Annotated in this window: 13 protein-coding genes; 5 read left to right on the top strand and 8 right to left on the bottom strand. The window is 68.4% G+C overall.

Translation table 11 applies throughout. From position 1 onward, the window contains the following. Nucleotides 1–37: 37 nt before the first annotated feature. From ACQZ13_RS15440 to ACQZ13_RS15430, 3 genes are all read left to right on the top strand, one after another. Nucleotides 38–649 (top strand): mechanosensitive ion channel domain-containing protein, encoded by a 612-nt coding sequence (locus ACQZ13_RS15440; protein WP_431045870.1) that lies wholly within the window; start codon nucleotides 38–40, stop codon nucleotides 647–649. A gap of 110 nt (nucleotides 650–759) precedes the next feature. Then, nucleotides 760–1,251 (top strand): hypothetical protein, encoded by a 492-nt coding sequence (locus ACQZ13_RS15435; RefSeq protein ID WP_431045868.1) that lies wholly within the window; start codon nucleotides 760–762, stop codon nucleotides 1,249–1,251. A gap of 132 nt (nucleotides 1,252–1,383) precedes the next feature. Next, nucleotides 1,384–2,082 carry a thiol:disulfide interchange protein DsbA/DsbL gene (locus ACQZ13_RS15430; RefSeq protein ID WP_431045866.1) on the top strand — a complete coding sequence of 233 codons (699 nt, stop codon included), beginning with the start codon at nucleotides 1,384–1,386 and terminating at the stop codon, nucleotides 2,080–2,082. On the opposite strand, the gene ACQZ13_RS15425 is transcribed toward ACQZ13_RS15430, so the two are convergent. The 8 genes from ACQZ13_RS15425 to ACQZ13_RS15390 all read right to left on the bottom strand — a co-directional run bounded on the left by ACQZ13_RS15425 (nucleotide 2,052) and on the right by ACQZ13_RS15390 (nucleotide 12,678). Beyond that, a complete protein-coding gene (locus tag ACQZ13_RS15425) occupies nucleotides 2,052–2,960 on the bottom strand; it encodes an APH(6)-I family aminoglycoside O-phosphotransferase (RefSeq protein ID WP_431045864.1) in 909 nt (302 codons plus the stop codon). The two genes, ACQZ13_RS15430 and ACQZ13_RS15425, sit on opposite strands and share 31 nt — an antisense overlap. A 6-nt stretch (nucleotides 2,961–2,966) precedes the next feature. Further along, a complete protein-coding gene (locus ACQZ13_RS15420) occupies nucleotides 2,967–3,971 on the bottom strand; it encodes an alpha/beta hydrolase (RefSeq protein ID WP_431045862.1) in 1,005 nt (334 codons plus the stop codon). 91 nt (nucleotides 3,972–4,062) lie between these two features. After that, on the bottom strand, nucleotides 4,063–5,481 hold the full coding sequence (locus tag ACQZ13_RS15415; RefSeq protein WP_431045860.1) for a GntP family permease: 1,419 nt from the start codon (nucleotides 5,479–5,481) through the stop codon (nucleotides 4,063–4,065). A 271-nt stretch (nucleotides 5,482–5,752) separates the two neighbouring features. Further along, the gene (locus ACQZ13_RS15410) at nucleotides 5,753–7,378 is read right to left on the bottom strand and encodes a hypothetical protein (protein WP_431045858.1); all 1,626 of its coding nucleotides are present in this window, start codon (nucleotides 7,376–7,378) and stop codon (nucleotides 5,753–5,755) included. Nucleotides 7,379–7,535: 157 nt separating this feature from the next. Further along, on the bottom strand, nucleotides 7,536–9,548 hold the full coding sequence (locus ACQZ13_RS15405) for a hypothetical protein (protein WP_431045856.1): 2,013 nt from the start codon (nucleotides 9,546–9,548) through the stop codon (nucleotides 7,536–7,538). 125 nt (nucleotides 9,549–9,673) lie between these two features. Next, nucleotides 9,674–10,507, bottom strand: a complete 834-nt coding sequence (locus tag ACQZ13_RS15400; protein ID WP_431045854.1) for a SphA family protein — start codon at nucleotides 10,505–10,507, stop codon at nucleotides 9,674–9,676. A 306-nt stretch (nucleotides 10,508–10,813) separates the two neighbouring features. Further along, a complete protein-coding gene (locus ACQZ13_RS15395; RefSeq protein WP_431045852.1) occupies nucleotides 10,814–11,380 on the bottom strand; it encodes a carboxymuconolactone decarboxylase family protein in 567 nt (188 codons plus the stop codon). Then, nucleotides 11,377–12,678: an MFS transporter gene (locus tag ACQZ13_RS15390; RefSeq protein ID WP_431045849.1), complete on the bottom strand. Its 1,302-nt coding sequence runs from the start codon at nucleotides 12,676–12,678 to the stop codon at nucleotides 11,377–11,379. The genes ACQZ13_RS15395 and ACQZ13_RS15390 overlap by 4 nt, the downstream gene beginning before the upstream one ends. Before the next feature lie 131 nt (nucleotides 12,679–12,809). Here ACQZ13_RS15390 and ACQZ13_RS15385 point away from each other — a divergent pair, with 131 nt between their 5' ends. Together ACQZ13_RS15385 and ACQZ13_RS15380 are read left to right on the top strand one after the other, a co-directional pair. Further along, nucleotides 12,810–13,826 carry a helix-turn-helix domain-containing protein gene (locus ACQZ13_RS15385; RefSeq protein ID WP_431045847.1) on the top strand — a complete coding sequence of 339 codons (1,017 nt, stop codon included), beginning with the start codon at nucleotides 12,810–12,812 and terminating at the stop codon, nucleotides 13,824–13,826. 204 nt (nucleotides 13,827–14,030) lie between these two features. Continuing rightward, on the top strand, nucleotides 14,031–15,086 hold the full coding sequence (locus ACQZ13_RS15380) for a hypothetical protein (protein ID WP_431045845.1): 1,056 nt from the start codon (nucleotides 14,031–14,033) through the stop codon (nucleotides 15,084–15,086). Nucleotides 15,087–15,097: the final 11 nt, after the last annotated feature.

The raw sequence follows: 15,097 nt of genomic DNA, 5'->3' as shown, positions 1-15,097 counted from the left end.
CGGGTGGCGCGCGTCCGACGCGTTAACCTGCTGCGCCATGAACAAGCTCTACCAATCCCTGCACGACCGTCTTCCTCCCTGGCTGGCCGAATGGCTGGACATCTTCGTCCCGGTGATCGAGGTGGTCGTCATCGGACTGGGCGCCTGGCTGGTGATGCGCGTGGCCGGGCTGATCAGCCGCCGGCTCACGACCCGCTACGGCTTCCCCGTGAAGGTCGCCTCGCTGTTCCTGCGCAGCATCGGCGTGCTGGTCTACGGCGGTGCGGTGCTGTGGTCGCTGGAGCGTCTGGGCGTGTCCGGATCGGTGCTCTGGACGGCGTTCACCGGCTTCGCGGCGGTGGGCGCGGTCGCGTTCTTCGCGGCCTGGAGCGTGCTGTCCAACCTGTTCTGCACGCTGCTGATCTACATCACGCATGCGTTCCGGATCGGCGACGTCGTCGAGCTGCTCGAGGCCGGCGATCGTCCCGGCGTGAAGGGCCGCGTGGTCGACATCAACCTGGTCTACACCACCCTGCTGGAAAGCGGCGACGCGCAGAACGGGACCACGCTGCAGCTGCCCAACAGCCTGTTCTTCCAGCGCGCATTGAGGCGGTGGAATGGGGAGGCGACCGTGGAGTCACTTGTGAGGGTCCCGACGGACCATCGGTGACGGGCCGGTGGTGCGGTCACGCGGTCACGCGGTCGCGGGCAATCGCCACGCGACGTCGTCTACGATCGACGACGGTTCATGACTCTCACACGTCGAACAGGGAGATCAGGATGACGACTCGCCACGTTGCCGCGCTGCTTGCGATCGGCGCGCTCATCAACATGCCCGTGTCCGCCGCGGCATCCACGGCATCGCCGCTGGTGGGCGATTGGACGCTGGACGTCTCCACTCTGCCGATGCCGCCGGAGGTCCGGCCGCAACGGGTTGCACTGGCGTTCAGAGAGGGCCCCGAAGGCCAGTGGTCGACACGGGTGGAGATCGTCGACGCCAAGGGCGCGCGACTGCACGCGGCGTCGACGGTGGCGCTGGACGGGACGCCCGGCCGTGCGACCGGGACTTACTGGGTCGACCTGGTCGCCGCGAAGATGCCGTCGCCGGATGTGCTGGTGATGCAGTTCGTCTACGAAGGGATCCCGCGATCGACGCGGGTCTACTCGGTCAGCGCGGACGGCGCGGTGCTGACGGAGACCGAGTCGTACTTCAGGGACGGCACCCCGGTGCTGCGAACCGCGCATTTCAAGCGGGCCGCGGGCAAGCCCTGACAGCGATGCAAGCGGCCTGCCGGCAACTGCTGGCGAGTCAGGCGCCCTGATCGGGAATGCCCCTATCCCCGAATTAATCGCCGTCTAAGACACGCCGCCAAGAATCCGTCCGCTCATTCCGAGAGGACGCTCATGCAACGAAGAACAGTGCTTTCGCTGCCGGCAGTGCCGGTGCTCGCCGGCGTGTCCGGCGTCCCGATGCTGGCGTCGGCCGGCACGACCGCGACGTCGACGCCGACGGGTTGGCGACCTGTCGAGGGTCAGCACTACGAGCGTCTGGCCACGCCGATCGCGACGGCCGCAGGAGGCAAGGTCGAGGTCGTCGAGTTCTTCTGGCTCGGCTGCGGTCACTGCAAGGCCTTCGATCCCATCCTCGACGCGTGGCAGGAACAGCGCCGGGACGTCGTGTCCATGCGCCGCGTGCACATCTCCGGACGGGCGCAGGTGGCCGCGCATCAGAAGCTGTTCTTCGCGCTCGAATCGATGGGGCTGCAGGAGCACCTGCGGCCGGTGGTGTTCGATCTGCTCGTGCAGCAGGGGAAGTCGATGAACACGCCGCAGGAACAGGCCGCCGTGCTCGCCGGCGCGGGCGTGGATCCCAAGCGGCTGATGGAGACCTGCCAGTCCTTCAGCGTGGCGACGAAATGCCAGCAGGCCAATCAACTGCAGGAGCGGGCCGGCGTCGACGGCGTGCCGACGCTGATCGTCGGCGGGCGCTTCCGAACGTCGCCCAGCATGGCGAGCCGCGGCGCGCGGTTGACGGAAGAGGAGAGCGGCCGGCGGGCGACCGCCGTGGTCGACTACCTGCTGGGCGGGCCGTTGCGCGCCTGACTGGAAGCGCCGCCGTTCTGTCGCACGAGGACGTCGCTGCCGAGGTCGAGCAGGCGGCACGCGCGCGAGTTGATGGCGAGGTCGATGGCCGCGCCCCGGTCATCGTCATCGCCGATGAACCAGGCCGCAGAAAGACCCGTCCAGGCAACGATCCAGCGCAGGAGTCGTTCGGCCGCTATCCCTGTCGACGCGGTGACGATCTCCAGCCGGCGCTCCAGGCGGCCAGGCAAGGTCGCCAGCGGTCGGTCCGGATCGCTGAGATCGGGATTGGTGAAGAGATTGGCGTAGTCGAAGCCGCGTTCTCCCCGCAGGCCGTGCGGATCGATGGCCAGCCAGCCACGCGCGCCGAAGTCGAGTACGTTCTCGTGGTGCAGGTCGCCGTGCAGAGCCACGATCTCGCGCGGCGCGGCCAGCAGTTTTCGCGCGATCGCTGCGGCCGGCGCAAGCGCCGCATGTGCCGGAGCGAGCTGGAAAAGCGGCAGGAACCAGTCCTCCAGCGGATGGAGTTCTGGCATCGGTCCTTGGCGAGGCGCGTGCAGGCGCGCCGCCGTGTCGCAGAGGATCCTGCAAGCTTCGTCGTCCTGGCCGGACCAGGCCATCTGCGCGAGATCGCCGGGTCCTGACGCCCTCTCCATCAGCAGAGCGCCCTCGGCCGATTCAAAGACCCGTGCGGCGCCTTCGCCGTTCCACCAGGACAGCAATCGGAACCCGGCCGCTTCGTCGGGGATGCGGGCGACCTTGAGCATGGCCGCTGAATCCTTGTGCCGGACCGGCAGCACCCAACTCGATCGCGTGGTCCGCAGGTCCCCGTCGGGGCTCAGCGTCCAGCGTTCAAGCCAGGCGACGACGTCGGAAGGAAGGTCAGGATGCGGCTTCACAGACGCTCAGACCAGCGCCTTCGCCAGCAGCGGCAGGCTGACGTCCATCCGGTAGTCGACGGCGGTGTGGTTGTCGTCGAATTCCTCGTAGACGTGCTTCACGCCCATCGCCTCCAGCCGCCGGTGCATGCGGCGGGCGCCGTAGACCAGGTTGTACTGATCCACGTCCCCGCAGTCGATGAAGAGCGCCTTGAGCGCGCTCAGGCCGCGGCCGTGCGTCTCGACCAGCGTCAGCGGATCCCAGGCCAGCCAGTTGGCCCAGCGATCGGGGATCAGCTCGCAGGTATCGAGCGTCACCGGCAGCCGCACGCCGTAGGGCGCCGACGGATCGGGATCGAAGCTCGCGGCCTGCGCGAACATCATGAGGATGTGGACGTCGCTGTCCTTGGGCTTCCTCGCGGACCAGAAGGCGTCGACCCACTTGCCGATGTCCGGCTCCTTGGCCAGCGCGCGCAGCACCGGGACGAACTCGTGGCGGTAGAGCAGCTCGAAGCCCATGTCGCCGGAATGCACGGCCGCGGCGGACCAGAAGTCCGGATGCAGCAACGCATGGACCATCGCGCCGTAACCGCCGCTGGACTTGCCGAAGATCCCGCGACGGCCGTCGCCGCCGCAGTCGAAGCGTTGCTCGACGAAGGGCACGACCTCGTCGCGGAGGAAGTCGTCCCAGCGCCCCATGGCGACCGAGTTGACGTACTGGTTGCCGCCCAGCTTCGTGAAGCAGTCCGGGAAGGCGACGACGACGGGCGGCATCTCGCCGGCGGCGATCAGGCGGTCCAGCCGCTCGGGCAGGTTCTCGCCGAAGTTCTTCCAGTTGGTGTGCACGGGGCCGCCGGCGGTGAAGCCGACGATGTCCACGAGCAGCGGCAGGCCGTGGCCGTCGTGGCCGTGCGGGATGTAGACGTCCACCAGGCGTCGCGTGGGTGCGCCGACCAGGTTGCCGGCGAGGACCTCGCTGTCGACGCTCAGACGATGGACGGTACCGGCGGGCGTGTTGGGGCTTCTGTGCATGGGACCTCAGGCGGACGATGGACGGTGCAGGCCTCCCCGCGCCGTTGAGCGGAAATGTTAGCGCGCCGGTGCCGTTCTGCCCGACGCCGCCTCAACCCAGCGGCGGCATCAGGTTCAGCGCGAACACCATCAGCAGCCCCACGACGGACACGATGGACTGCACCACCGAGATCGTGCGGGTGGCTTCGCCCATCGACATGCCGAACGACTCCTTGACCAGCCAGAAACCCGCATGGTTGGCGTAGTTGAAGAAGAGCGATCCGCAGCCGATGGACAGGGCCAGCAACGGCATGTTGACCGTCTCGCCGGACGTCGCCAGCGGCGCCAGCAGGCCCGCCGCGCCGACGATCCCGACCGTGGCGGAACCGGTGGAGACGGACAGCAGCATGGAGATGAGCCATCCCAGCAGCAGGGGGGACAGCGCCAGCTGGTGGCTCATGTGCACGATCGCGTCGCCGACATGCGCATCGGTGAGCACCTGCTGGAAGGCGCCTCCGCCGGCAATGATCAGCAGCACGTTGGAGATGGGCTTGACGCTCTGGCTGAGCGCCTTTCTCACCGCCTCCGGCTCGCCGGCGCGGAGCATCACCATCGCGAAGATCAGGCCCAGCAGCATGGCGACGATCGGGTTGCCCAGGAAGGCCGTCACGTGCAGCACCGGGGAGGTCTTGTCGAGCACGATCTCCGCGATCGCATGCGCCAGCATCAGCAGCGCCGGCAGCAGCGCGCACAGCACGCCGACGCCCACGCCGACACCCACGCCGGGAGGGGCCGATGAGTCGGCCGGGGTTCGGTCCGCCGGTGCGGGGAGTCCTTCGCTCTCCGGCACGTACTGGTGGATCATGGCCTCGTCGGGTCGCGCCTGCATGCGCGGCGCGATGAACGTGCCGTAGATCGGTCCGGCGAGGATGATCGCCGGCACGGCCGCGATGAAGCCGTAGATCATCGTGGCGCCCACGCTGGTCTTGAGCGTGGCGATGGCCGTCAACGGGCCGGGGTGCGGCGGCACCATGCCGTGCATGGCGGCCAGCGCGGCAATCACCGGAACCGACACATACACATAGGCGGAGCCGCGGCCGACCTTGCCGGTCTCCAGCTTGCGCGCCACGCCGAAGATCAGGGGCAGCAGCACCACGAGTCCCACTTCGAAGAACATCGGGATGCCGATGACGAAGGCCACGCCGGCCATCGCCCAGGGCAGGGCCCTGTACGAGGATCGGCTCACGATGGCATCGGAGACCGCCGTGGTGACGCCCGATTCCGCCAGTAGCTTCCCCAGCATGGCGCCGAGCGCCACCACCAGTCCCACGGCGCCCAGCGTCTTCCCCGCGCCGCCGGAGATGGCGGAGGCCACCTTGTCCAAGGGCATGCCGGTCGCGAGCCCCACGGCGATCGAGACCAGCAGCAAGGCCAGCAGCGGATGGAGTTTGGGCTTCGCCACGATGAGGGCCACCAGGCCCAGCACGCTGACCAGCGCGATGGTCAGCAGTCGAATGTCCACCAGGCTCATGGATGCCTCTCTGCGTTGTCGTCGACCCGAGGACCTCTCGCGCGTCGGACGCGGACCCATCCCTCAGGGAATGGATTCACGTTAGCAGGGAGGGCCCGGCGTCAGGGCGAGGAGTACGCCGGGCCGGGGCGCCCGTGCGGTGGATGGCCCTCGAGGCGCCGACGACGTGAAGGCCCTGTGGAGCAGCGACCCGCTGGTCGCACGTTCGGTACACGAGACGTGCGCTGACAGCGTCTGCCGCCGCTCGGTCGCCGCTCGATCGCTCAGCGGCTCACGGATTCGCGCCGCCCACCAGCACGTTGCCGCTGAACACGGGGATACGCGAGGTCAACACCGCCGTGCTCGCGTTCAGTCCGGCATGCGAGTAGTCGTTCGACGCATTCCACACCTGGGCCCAGTCCGACAGGCGCAGGGTGATGTTGTAGTTGAGCGTTGCGCCGGCTGCGAGCTGGTGGCTGCCGAAGTCCAGTTCCGCGTAGTACACGTTGCCGGCGTGCGGCTTCAAGGCGCTGCAGGAGAAGGCCGCCAGGTTGGTACCGGACCGCTCTTCGCAGACCACCGTCGACGCCGCGCGGTTGCTGGCGAGCAGCTCCGAGACGTCGACGTAGACGCGGGCCTTCAGGTTGGCCAGCGGTGCGGTGCCGAGGTTGCGCAACGCGAGGTTGTACTTCGTCTGCTTGCTGTCGTCCTGATTCAGCAGCGCCTTGACTTCGACCTGGCCCGGCGCCGGCGCTGGTGGAGGGGCGGGAGTCGGCGCGGGCGCGGGCGCGGGCGCGGGGGCTGGTGATGGTGCCGGCGCGGAGACATTCACCAGGAACAACGACGCGCTCGCGCCGTCCGTGCGGCTGCTGTTGACGCCGTTGCGCGGGCTCATCGCGTAGTCCAGCGTCTCGCTGCCGCCCCAGTCGGCGAGTTTCGCGCCGGGAGCCGTCTCCAGGTGCTTGTAGACCGCCTCGTTGCCCGAGGCGGCCCACTGGAAGGTGAAGTGGCGCACGTTGCTCAGCCGGTTGCCGGCGTAGAGCGAGTCCCACACCTTGCTGCCGCGCATGTAGCCGTTGCCGCCCTTGCCCTTGTTCCAGGCGCCGTCGATCGCGTTGTCCTGCACCTGGATGTTCTTGGCGAACTCGGTGACGATCGGGTGAGAGCCGGTCATCGCGAGCTTCACGTCGCGCACGAAGGCGTCCGCCGCCCATTTGAAGACGATGCCGTGCATCGCGTATTCGGGCGCGAGGTTGCCGTAGTTGTGGATCGCGTTGGCCGGCGTCACCGCATAGGTGCCGCCGCCCAGCTTGGGCAGGCCGTTGAGCGCCATCTCGGCGTAGAGGTTGGAGAAGCCGACGCCGCGCACCACCTGCAGCGGAACGGCCTTGCTGTAGTACGCAACGCCGGGGCCGCCTTCGGTGGAGGGCAGGGTGGTCGACCCATCGGCGACGTTGTCGCGGTTGAGGTCGAATTCCAGCGGCTTGTCGAGCGTGAGGGTGCGATTGGCCGCATCCACCGCGACGACCTTGAACATCTGCGACTTCATCAGCCCGTTGACGCACTCGTCGGGCGTGGCGACGCAGTCGGCCCCCATCTCGTCGACGAACATCTTGCGGGTGTTCGCGGCGGCGATCAGCACATAGCCGCCGACGCTGAAGCGCGACATGGCGGCGGAGGTGTCCAGCGGGACGACGGTCGCGCCCTTCAACGCGGCGTAGGGCGCGCTCTGCCGCACCTTCACGCCGGCCTTCCAGTGCTGGTTCACGCTGCCTTCGAAGATGTCCTTGCGGTTGGCCGGCGCGGCGGCGTAGTCGCTCGCGTAGTCGGCGTGCACGGCGGTGGTCTGCACCCGGAACATGCCCCGGCCGGGCCAGGCCCAGCCCATCTGCCCGGAGCCCGAGGCCATGCCGGCCATGTCCGGCTGGCTCTTGTCGGCGCTCTTCCATGGCGAAGGCTACGGGTGGCCGCCGGACCTTGTCAACGTCGAGCTTGTGCGATGTGTAAGCCGATGAAGGACCGGCTGCAGGCCGGCCTGGAGAACGCGATGCGCCATGCCGATGGTGCCCCGTCGATCAGGGTGCCGGCGCGAACAGCCTTGAGAACACGCCGGTCTCCTGCTCGACGCTGACGATGGACCACGAGGTCAGATGCGCCAGCAGGTTGATCTGCTGCGCGCTCAGATGCGTGTCCATCGTCTTGTAGTTCGGGAACTTGTGGAAGACCCGCTCGTAGTCGATGAGCGCCTCCATGGACAGGTTGCCGGCGAACTGGGCCCGCCAGTCGCTCGCGTCGTTCAGATAGACCCACACGATCGTCATCGTGTCGCGCGCCTGCACGCCGAACCACGGGTTGCGCACGACCTTGAGGCTCTGGCTCAGGATGGCCGGTGCCGTGTCCGGGGCCGTGGTGGTCGGTGACCCGCCGGCGGCCCTCCACAAGGCGTTCAGGAAGATCGCGAAGTCGCCGGACTCGAAGACCTGGTTCTTCGCGTATTGCTGGTGGGCGGAGGCTCCCGCGTCGGCGTAGGTCACGTAGCCCTTGCCCTCGTCGTAGGGCATGTACCCGAACAGCGGCGGGATCTGGTCATCCACCAGCACCCGGGTGTCGACGGCGCAAGTGTCGGGATCGTCGGCGCCGGAAACGCCGCGAGACGTCCGCGCCAGGGCCGTCTCCGCATTCACGCACACGATCACGCTGTCGACGTCGCCGTAGGCGAGCATGCTCGCCAGCCCCGTGTTGTCGAGGCTGCCGCCGTCGGCGTAGCGATTCGGCTTCGGGTTGGGCCCGGGATCGGCCACCGGCCAGGACGGGTATTCCGGAATGAGGGCGCCCAGCCCCAGCAGATCGAGTGTCGCGTCGAGCAGGGGATCGCCGTCGACCAGACCCTTCGCGTCGTCGTGATGCTCGGGCGGCAGATGACGCTCGATCCAGTCGTGCAAGGCGGCGCTCTCGATCGCCAGCCAGGCGCGGAACTTCAGGCGGTCGCGCTGCCATTCATCGATCACCTGCTGGAGATTGAACGCGAACGCGGCGCTGCTGGTGCCCATGATGTCCGCGAGCGCCCAGGGACGCGTCTGCCGCACGGCGGCCTGTTCCCCCGCGATGTCGACGAAGGTGGAACTCACGGCGAACGCGTCCACGCCGCCGCCGCCGACGTCGCGACCGTTCGCGTCCTTGATGCGGACGTGTTCACCGTCGATCTTCTCGCTCGGCTCGCCCACCACGCCGCCGAAGAAGCCCGTGGCCTGGACGGGCACGAGCGGCAGGTACGGCGTGGGATCCGTGGAGGTGTCCGCCTCCTGGAACATCCCCATGTTGCAGAGCAGGAACGGACGCTGCGCACGGCCGCTGCCCGTCGCGAACAGGTGGGCGGATCCCGTCGGCAGATGGGCGTTGGAGGACTCGATCCTGCCCAGGCTGGTCGAGTTGGCGGTGAACATGTCCCGCGGCAGGTAGTTGTCCGGCGGATGGTCCTTGTCGCCGTGCAGGAACAAGCCGCAGGGCGCCAGGATGTGCAGGGCGATCACGGTCTGCCAGAGCATGTTCGCGGGCAGCGGATCGTCGGGGCTGTTCAATCGGGCCAGCGCATGGATGACCACCGCCGTGGCCGCGATCCCCTCGATCGAGAAGGTGTCCGAGGCCATCGGGACGCCGGCGTTGCCGGGCGGCAGTTCATGCAGGTCGACCGGCTTCAACGCGCCCTGATCGGCGTCGTAGACGCCGAGGTAGTCGTCGTCGCCGGGACCGTCGGCCGGCAGGAACATGTAGGGCACGCCGAGCCACGATCCGCCGGACACCGTCGACAGCGCCTTGATCTGCGAGAGCAGGCTGGCGCCGTTGGCCTGCAGGTAGGCCAGCGCGCGCAGCTGGCCCATGCCCGCGCAGCAGGCCCGCGTACCGCCGCCGGACAGGCAGAGGCCGACGTTGCCGGGCGTATCCGGGACGGGGGAATAGAACTGGCGGACCGTCAGCGGCGGTGTGGGTGGCGTAGGCGGTGCAGGTGTCGGTGTGGACGTGGACGTGGACGTGGACGTGGACGTGGACGTGGACGTGATGGCCGCCGTCGCGGCGTAACTGTCAGCCATGGGTGCGCTCCGAAAGTTCATGACGCCGAAAGGACCTGCGCGACTGTCGCAGGCCATGCGGTCGAGCGGTCCTGTCAGGCATGACAGCTGTGTCGGATCCGAAGGCTCCTTACAGTGCCTGCGCGTCAATACAACCGGAACGCCAGATTCACCCAGACCCGGTCGATCTTCGAGGTGTTCACCGCGTAGACGCCGGGCTGGTAGTTGACGTTGAGGTTGACCTTGCCGAAGTCGTAGACCACCGACGGGCCGACGGCCAGGCTGCGTCCGCGGTTGCCGTTGGGCGGCGCGACGGCGCCGTGCGACTTGTCGTCGGTGTACTGGTTGACGTAGGCGCCGACCACGCCGAGCTTCCACGGTCCGGTGTTCCAGCCGGCGGCGAACTCCCCGATGTAGGCGCTGCCGGAGCGGTAGTCGGTGTCGCCGTTGCGGCCGTTGATCGCCAGGCGGTTGGAGATCGCCAGGTCCAGCCCTTGCGGATCGCTGTAGCGCAGCGCCACCAGCGGCTGCGCCGAGGCGTACCCGAAGGCGACGCTGGGCCGCGGCGTCCGGTAGGCGCCGCTTTCGAGCGTCAGGTCCAGCGCCGCCACCACGGTGAGGCGGTCGGTGGCGGTCCACTTCAGGATCGCCGGCGTGAGGGTCACGTTGGTCAGCGCCGTCTGCGTCGCCGTGACGCCGGCGACGTTCGACTTCAGCGAGGTCACCGGCAGCACCAGCTGCGAATAGAGCTGCGCCCCGAACGGCTTGACCGGATACGACGCCAGCAGCCGCGTCGTCGCCGCGGTCACCGTCGTGTGGAAGGGCACCGGCAGCTTCTTGCCGTCGTCGCCGTAGAGGTCCTGCGCTTCGGCATAGCTGAACTGCTGCAGCACGAAGAGCCCCGGCACCGGCGGCAGCCGCGCGATGTTGGTGCCGGCCGCGCCGGCGGGGAAGGGCACGATGCCGCGCTCGAACGCCATCGCGCCGCCGGTCAGCCCCAGCGACAGTGCTGCGCCGAGAGCGGCGCCGGCCGCGCGCCAGACAGTGGCCCGGCGCTTGGGTCGGAAGGACGATCGCCTCGTGGGAAGGGAAGTCGCACAGGATGTTGGGCGGAAGGTCGTTGCTCTTGTCATGTTGTCTCCTCGGGGTGGGGGTGGAATCGGAAGTCGGGGATCGGAAAGCGGAAGTTGGAATGCGGAAAGCGGAACGCGCGGACGAGCGACTCCCCGACGCGCCGGTGGCGCGCCTGTCAACAGAGAGGGAAGGAGTCGGAGGAAGCGCAGCCGTCAGCGACGGATGAACTCGCTGAACGGCAGTTCCTGGCCGCCGCGGGCGACCACGTGGAAGACGTTCAGCGTCATCGCGACCAGCGCGTAGTAGCCCAGCAGTCCCGTCAGGTTGACGGTGGTCTCCAGGCCGAAGCGCGCGATCAGCGCCTCGTAGGTCGCGTCGGAGAGGCGCCGGCGTTCATAGAGTTCATCGACGGTGCGCCAGATCAGCGCCTGCGCGGGATCCTCGAAGCGCGGCGGATGACCGGCCCGGATCGCCTCGATCTGCGTCGCGTCCAGCCCGGCGTCCAGCCCGATCGGATGATGGATCTGCCACTCCGCCTGGGAGCGCCAGCGCGCGGCGGTGCACAGGATCGCGAGCTCCGACAGCGCCAGCGGCAACCCCGTTCGGTAGCGGCAGAAGGCGCCCAGCTGCTGCGCCAGCTGCGCGAGTTCCGGGCTGTGGATCCAGGACAGGAAGGGCCCGTCGAGGTTGCCGCGCGGACCGCGCAGGATGTCCTCCAGGACCGCGGCCTGGGCCGGCGTGGCGGCGGCGACGTCGAACTCGGGCAGGCGGGGGCTCATGTCGACTCCAGCGGGGTGGGCGTCGCGTGCGCGGCGTGCGCTTCGATGCGCGCTTCGCGGCTCGCCATGCGGCGCGTCATGCGGTGAAGCACCGCGAGCAGGACCGCGCAGAGCAGCGTCGCGAGGGCGAAGACCAGCAGGCCTTCGCGGTAGCGGCCGGTGGCCTGGCGCAGCAGCGGCAGCATCGCCGCGCCGGCGCCGGCGCCGAGCTGGAAGACCGCGAACACCAGGCCGTAGAGCTTGCCGAAGCTGCGCATCCCGAAGTAGCGCTTGAGCAGCACGCTGAGCACGTCGAACTCCGCGCCCAGCACCATGCCCAGCAGCGCCGCGCAGACGAACACGATGTCGCCGACGGGGCCGGTCGCGTAGATGAGGCAGGCCGCGCTGGCGCCGAGCACCAGCACCATCATCACCAGCGGCGGTGCGACGAAGTCGATCACCAGGCCGGTGAGCAGCCGACCCAGGATGACGAAGAGACCGAAGGTCGACTGCACGAGCGCCGCGCGCTGCGGCGTCAGGCCGGCGTCGATCAGCAGCGGGATCTGGTGCACGAAGAGCGCCGTGTTGATGAGGCCCAGGAGGACGAAGATGCCCGCGAGCAGCGCGAAGGGCCGGCTGCGGGTGGCGCTGCGGAAGTCCAGGCCGGACAGGGTCGCCGAGGCGGCGCGGGTGGGGCCCGTCGCCGGCTTCTCGCGGACGAACAGCAGCACCGCGGGGAAGCTCACGAGCATCACCAGCAGCGCCATGCAGAGGAAGCCCGTGCGCCAGCCCTGGGTCGCGATGACGGCGCTGAGCAGCAGCGGCAGCACCGCGCCGCCCAGGCCGATGCCGGCGTTGGCGATGCCGACCGCCAGGCCGAGCCGGCGCTCGAACCAGGTGCTCACCACCCGCAGGTAGGACAGCGGGAACAGCCCGATGCCGAGCGCGGGGATGGCGATCCAGGCCGCGTAGTAGACCCACGGCACCGGCGGCAGGAAGTACATGAGGCCCACGGCCGTCGCGAACAGCGGCAGGCAGGGCAGCATGACGCGGCGCGCGCCGAAGCGGTCGACCAGATAGCCCTGCAAGGGCGAGATGAGCATGACCGTGTAGGCCACGATCGAGCTGGCCAGGGCGATCTGCGTGCGGCTCCAGCCGAAGTCCGCCTCCAGCGGACGGATGAAGATCCCGAGGCTGAGCACCGCGACGGTGCTGGGCCCGAACATCAGCGCGATCATCGCGGCCACGGCCACCGGCCAGCCTGCGTAGCGCCAGGAGGTCTCGGTGACCGGGGATCCCGAATCGAGGGGCGAGGGCATGTTGTCTTGTCTCCGTTCATCCCCGCTTGAGGACCGCGGGGTGAGCGAAATCTAAGCGCCGGCCGATCTCCCGCTTGTTCGTGGGCGCACTCGGCGTTGACTCGCCGCGCGGTGGGCGGCGTGGCTCAGGGTTGGCCCGGAGGCCCCGCCGGGACGCGGGTCGGGGCGTTTTCCTATACTGGCCCGAACAGGAGACCGACATCGCCATCCAACGTTTTTCCACGCGGGCGGAGCTCGCCACCGAGAGCGCGCGGCTGTTCGAGCACGAGATGGCCTGCCTGTTCTCCGTCGGGTTGAGCCTGCAGTCCGAGGACCGGCAGCCGCTGGTCACTGACGTGCTGGCGTACCGCGGTCGACGCCTGCAGTTCGCGTCGCTGCAGTTCACGCCGCATCACACCTCGGCCGGCGTGCGCACCTCGACGGCGCCGCCCCGCTGGCTGGTCACGCTGCAGAAGGCCGGGGAGGGCGAGGTCTCGCAGGCGGGCCGCACGCGCCGCGTCGGACCGGGCGACATGTTCCTGCTGAACCTGGGCGAGCCCTTCCACATCGAGACCGGGCACATCACCACCCATTCGGTCTACCTGGACGCCGCGATGCTGCGGCGCGCGGTGCCCGACGCCGCCGGCATGACGGCGATGCCGATCGCCACGGACGAGGGACCGGGCGCGGTCTTCCGCGCGGTCAGCGACGAGATGTTCGCGCTGGCGCCGAGCTTGACCGAACACACCGCCGACCGTCTCGCCGACGCGCTGCCGTTCGCGCTCGGCGTGGCGCTGTCCGGGCGGGCGGCGGAAGTGACCGCCGCGCCGTCCAGGCTGCAGGTGTTCCACCGCGAACGGGTCCGGGCCTTCGTCGTGGAGCATCTGCACGAACCCGAGCTCGACGTCGACGCGATCGCGCAGGGCGTGAAGCTGTCGCCGCGCTATCTGTACCAGCTGTTCGGCGGCGAAGGCGTGTCGCTGATGAAGTGGGTGTGGGCCGAGCGGCTCGAGCGCTGCCGCCAGGACCTGTCGGCCACGACGCTACTGAACCGCTCGATCGGGTCGGTCGCCTACAGCTGGGGCTTCAGCGACGTGGCCCACTTCAGCCGCGCGTTCAAGGACCGCTTCGGCGAGACGCCGAGCGGCTTCCGCAAGCGCCAGCGCTGAGGCCGGCGACGCGGCACGCGTACGTGCACGCGGCTGGCATTCAGCCGCGCGACTGACCGGCGAGGTCAGATTCCCGAGATGGTCATCCAGGCCTTCCCTCAGACATTGTGCGCACGGATCTCCGTCGTCGCCTGATGGCGCGGCCGCTTTGCGGTCGCTAAGTTTGACGGCACAGACCGATCCACCATCAGCACGGAGGAGACCATGCCTGGATACAACGATATCTTCATGCGGGATTTCGTCGGAGACACAGGGCAGATACCCAGCACGACCCGCGTCGCGGTCAGCTGCTCGCCGGACATCATTCCGGCGGGGACGACACAGATCCCCAACTACATGACCGCCCTGGTCAACAACTACAACGGCGCATTCAACTACTTCCAGAACATCCAGCAGAACCTGTACAACTACATCTACGTCCGGGGCTACAACCTCCGGGCCGGCGCGGAGACAGGCACCATCGCGCTGTACTACGCACCGTCGTCCCTGTTGCTGACCCCGGCGAGCTGGATCAACAACCGCATCAGCAACTTCAACGGCACGCAGGTCGCCAATCTCTCAGCCAACGCGACGAATCAGGTCGTGGTGGGCGATGCGCCCTTCTACTGGCAGCCACCCCCGCTGGCACCCAACATGGGCCACTACTGCCTGGTTGCCCAGGTCGTGACCCCCAACAACCCCAATGCGTTTCCGTCCAGCGGCAGTCTGGAGGACTTCGCGGTGTGGGTGGCCAACCACCCGGGCATCGCCTGGCGCAATGTGACCGTGGTCACCTCCATGCCCAGTTCCAGCTACACCGGATTCCAGGGCATTCAGAACCCGCAAGGCTCCGCAGTCCTGTCCACCCTGACGGTGCGTTGCGTGAATGTGCCTGACAACACCAATGTGCAATTGGTCTGCCCCGTCAGCGGCCCCCAACCCGCGATCGCCGTCAATGGCGCAGTGGGACCGGGCAATCGCATTCAAGACCCGAAGTTCCCCAACGACAAGATCAACATCTTCGCCGCCGTGTCGTTGCTGCCCGCCAATTTCCAGGCGCAGGTGCAATTGACGCTCAACGTGCCCCAGGGCCAGACCTTGCCGAATGACGCCTCCGTCACGGTCAGCTACTTCCTGAACAGCAACACCAGCAGCAAGGCTGCGCACGTGGGCATCGCGCCCGAGGTGGTGGGACTGACCAGCGCAGACATAGGCGCAGCCGCAGGGAACGGAATCATGCTGCTGCTGGGCGACTACACCTACGAATTCGATCTTCATTGATCGGGGGGGAT

The sequence above is a fragment of the Roseateles sp. L2-2 genome (assembly GCF_050613215.1).
Classification (GTDB): Bacteria; Pseudomonadota; Gammaproteobacteria; order Burkholderiales; family Burkholderiaceae_C; genus Roseateles; species Roseateles noduli.
The sequence above is the reverse complement of the archived record's forward strand: the minus strand, read 5'-3'. Positions and strand labels throughout refer to the sequence as shown.

What these genes read in the sequence shown, in the direction of transcription:
- ACQZ13_RS15400 (WP_431045854.1), bottom strand. Translation starts at nt 10,507, where the DNA reads ATGGCGTTCGAGCGCGGCATCGTGCCCTTCCCCGCCGGCGCGGCCGGC.
- ACQZ13_RS15395 (WP_431045852.1), bottom strand. Translation starts at nt 11,380, where the DNA reads ATGAGCCCCCGCCTGCCCGAGTTCGACGTCGCCGCCGCCACGCCGGCC.
- ACQZ13_RS15380 (WP_431045845.1), top strand. Translation starts at nt 14,031, where the DNA reads ATGCCTGGATACAACGATATCTTCATGCGGGATTTCGTCGGAGACACA.
- ACQZ13_RS15440 (WP_431045870.1), top strand. Translation starts at nt 38, where the DNA reads ATGAACAAGCTCTACCAATCCCTGCACGACCGTCTTCCTCCCTGGCTG.
- ACQZ13_RS15390 (WP_431045849.1), bottom strand. Translation starts at nt 12,678, where the DNA reads ATGCCCTCGCCCCTCGATTCGGGATCCCCGGTCACCGAGACCTCCTGG.
- ACQZ13_RS15420 (WP_431045862.1), bottom strand. Translation starts at nt 3,971, where the DNA reads ATGCACAGAAGCCCCAACACGCCCGCCGGTACCGTCCATCGTCTGAGC.
- ACQZ13_RS15430 (WP_431045866.1), top strand. Translation starts at nt 1,384, where the DNA reads ATGCAACGAAGAACAGTGCTTTCGCTGCCGGCAGTGCCGGTGCTCGCC.
- ACQZ13_RS15435 (WP_431045868.1), top strand. Translation starts at nt 760, where the DNA reads ATGACGACTCGCCACGTTGCCGCGCTGCTTGCGATCGGCGCGCTCATC.
- ACQZ13_RS15405 (WP_431045856.1), bottom strand. Translation starts at nt 9,548, where the DNA reads ATGGCTGACAGTTACGCCGCGACGGCGGCCATCACGTCCACGTCCACG.
- ACQZ13_RS15415 (WP_431045860.1), bottom strand. Translation starts at nt 5,481, where the DNA reads ATGAGCCTGGTGGACATTCGACTGCTGACCATCGCGCTGGTCAGCGTG.
- ACQZ13_RS15410 (WP_431045858.1), bottom strand. Translation starts at nt 7,378, where the DNA reads ATGGCCGGCATGGCCTCGGGCTCCGGGCAGATGGGCTGGGCCTGGCCC.